We start from the raw sequence: 3494 nt of genomic DNA, 5'->3' as shown, positions 1-3494 counted from the left end.
TCTTTAAAGATAATTGTCCAAATTGATAACCAGCATCAATATCACCAATGACACTACATAAAAGAAGTCCATAACTACAATAGCCAAATGCTGATATGGATGTATTGCCATATTGAAGTGATAATTGAATTATCTTCGAGCTAATTAAAGGTACAAATTCAGTGCAAGCAAGATAAGCAGCAGCATACATACTCAATAAAATACGCTTTGCTGCTAAAATCTTCGGGTTGGTCATTTCTGGCAGATTAATCAAATCCGCTATTTCTCGACCATTTAATTTTTCTGATGTTGTCTGGAATGCTTGTTGAATATCTTCTGGTGATGGAGATGTTGGAAATTCAATATTTAGGAGCTTGAGAATGTCAAAAGCTATCTTAAAGGCTTCTGTAAGTCTATTTTGTACAATATCAGCTTGAATTTTTATTTCATATACTCTGACTTTATCTAAAAGACTTTTAGCTGAATTAATAACTATTGCTGCTAATTCCTCCATTTTTTCAAAGTCACCACTGAGATAAGCTGCTTCACATGCTTCTTCATGTAGTACTAAACAGAAAGCATATTGATTTTGCCAGCTATCTGCTGTGATTATTTCTAATCCTAAATTCAGATATTTAATCGCTGCTGTGTAAGCTGTAGAACTTTTTGCTTTTCGTCCAGCAATTAAATTTAATTCTGCAAGCTCATTTAATTCTCCTGGATTTATAATTAGTTCTACACCATAATTTAACTGGTTAACAATATTGAATATTTTGTCTTCTCTTTCTGCTTCTGGGGTATTACTTAATAGCAGTTTACCAATATTGAAATGGGTAGCTTTCTTTTCTGCTTCTGGTATTAAAGAATATGCTGCTTGTTGTACACGGTCATGAAGAAATTTATAAGTTGGTATCTGGTTATGATTAATTACTATTTTATCGATGTTCTCTTGCTCTGTTGCTGACAAGAAATCATCGGAGTCTACTTTAAAAAACTTATAAACTTCGTTAGTAGGAATAATCAATCCTTCTTGTAGTGCCTTCCATAAGTCAGTTGCGGTTTCTTCTTGTGACTTATTATTAACGATCGCAAGCACTGCTAAATCAAACTGATTACCAATACAAGCCGCTAATTTGAGGGTTTCTTGAGTTACTTGTGGTAACTTTTTAAGCTGAATTGCCAGAAATTCGACGACGTTATCGGAAAGGGATAATTCTTGAATTTGAGATAAATGACACTGCCAATATCCTTCATCAAAATTATAGTAAATTAGTTCTTCTTGGTATAATGATTTGAGAAATTGATTGCTAAAGAACGGATTTCCCTGTGTTTTCCGGTAAATCAGTTTTGTGAGTGGTTGAGCAATTTCTGGGATACAGTTCAGGGTATCAGCAACTAAATTCGTTAGGTTATTTTCGGATAAAGGTTGAAGTGTAATTGTATTAACTTCGACATTCTCTTTAGAAATTGCATCCAATGCCATCATTAATGGATGCACTGCTGAGACTTCATTATCTCGATAAGCTCCAATTAGTAGTAAATGTTGGGTTTCTTTTTCACAAACTAACGTTTGCATCAGATTCAATGATGCTGAATCTGCCCATTGTAAATCGTCGATAAAAATAACTAAAGGATGTTCTTTATCTGTGAAAACTTGAATAAATTTCTGGAATAGCAAATTGAAGCGATTTGTTGCTGCACTACCCCCAATTTCTGCAACTGCTGGTTGTACCCCAACAATTTTTTCCAGTTCTGGTATTACCTCAGTAATTACCCTACCCTGTTCCCCCAATGCTGCCAAAATCTTGGTTTTCCATTTTTCGAGTTGGGTTGCACTTTCACTGAGTAGTTGCTCGATTAAGTCACGGAATGCTTCTAAAAATGCCGAGAAAGGAATATTACGTTGGAATTGGTCGTATTTACCTTTGATAAAGTAGCCCCGTTGTCGCACTATGGGTTTATGGACTTCGTTGACTACTGCTGTTTTCCCAATACCAGAAAAACCAGCGACTAACATCATTTCCACCCCTTTATTTGCCTCTTTACTGGGGTTGGCAATGCGTTCAAAAGCCGATAAAAGTGATTTTACTTCAGTTTCGCGACCATAGAGTTTTTCAGGTATGGCAAAGCGATCACAACTGTCTTTTTGTCCTAAATCAAATTTGACAATTTCTCCAGTTTCCTGATAATTATGCCAAGCTTTTTCAAGGTCATACTTCAACCCTAAAGCACTCTGATAGCGCTCTTCAGCATTTTTTGCCATCAGTTTGGCAACGATATTCGCAAGAACTTCAGGAATCGCTGGATTCAGACTGCTAACTAAAGAAGGTTGCTTTGCTAAATGGCAGTATACCAACTCCATCGGGTCGTTACTTGTAAATGGTAACTGTCCAGTAAGTAATTCAAATAATGTTACACCCAAACTGTAAAAATCACTACGCCAATCCACCAATCGGTTCATCCTTCCGGTTTGTTCAGGTGAAATATAAGCTAGGGTTCCTTCCAATACATTCAATGATTTAGGTGCTTGGGTTTCCCTGGGTAGCAAAGAAGCAATACTAAAGTCAATCAGCTTTATTTGCTTTGTTGTCGGGTTAATGAGAATATTCGCAGGTTTAATATCTTTGTGGATGACGCGATCGCGATATAATTCCTCTAGAGTTGCGACAATTTGTAATGCGATCGGGAAAAAATCCCTTAGGGAATTAATTCTTTCTCCCTGGGTAAACTCTTGTAACGAAATTCCCCCAAAATCTTCCATCACTAATGCATAGCTATTTCCGTAAGGTTCCAAGCTATAGGTTTTAATGACACCAGGAAAATCGAGATTTTTGGCAATGGTATACTGGTTGCGGAATAGAAGTAGTTCTTGGAAAGTAGGATATTCACTTTGCAACAATTTGATGACTACAGCTTTGTCACTTTTCTCTTGAATTCCCCGATATACAAGTGTTTTTGAGCCAGAATAAATTTGTTCAAGCAACTGATAACCAACTAGCTTCATTTTGTCTACTCCCACTGATTAGTATTGCACCTAGAAGTATTATTCCCAATCCAAGCATCAATATTTAGGTACTCGACAGAAATATAGAGAAATTTAGACAATAATCTCAATATCCCTAATACTAATTTAATAAAATAACCCCACCGCCTGTGGCACCTCCCCTTAGTAAGGGGAGGTATGAAAAGGTAAAGCTAAAATCAAGCTAGTTGATAGTTTCAATCCCAGCAATCGGGTTTCTCCCCCACGAAAAACTCAAATTAGTATGACTTACCGAGAAACCCGATTTCTCCCCCAACAGGAAAACCCCAAATCACCTTATATTTTCAGCAAATAAGGGAACACCAAGAAATAAATTGTCCCGATATATAAGGGGCGGGGATACCCAGCCCCTACGAATGATACGATTGATAATTATATAATTGGGATATTTTATTTTCTCCACAATTGTAGGGGTGGGGTCTCCCCACCCTTCGCGTGATAGTGTTGGTAAGTATATGAGAAAGAAGATTTT

1 protein-coding gene is annotated in these 3494 nt (G+C 36.7%); it reads right to left on the bottom strand.

All coding sequences use genetic code 11. The annotated features are described in order from the left end of the window. On the bottom strand, nucleotides 1–2983 hold a 2983-nt coding region (locus tag CK510_RS28115), incomplete at its 3' end, for an ATP-binding protein (RefSeq protein ID WP_143289476.1). Nucleotides 2984–3494: the final 511 nt, after the last annotated feature.

Origin of the sequence: Brunnivagina elsteri CCALA 953 (genome assembly GCF_002289455.1) — a bacterium.
GTDB classification, from domain to species: domain Bacteria; phylum Cyanobacteriota; class Cyanobacteriia; order Cyanobacteriales; family Nostocaceae; genus Brunnivagina; species Brunnivagina elsteri.
This window is presented reverse-complemented; position numbering and strand designations above follow the sequence as displayed.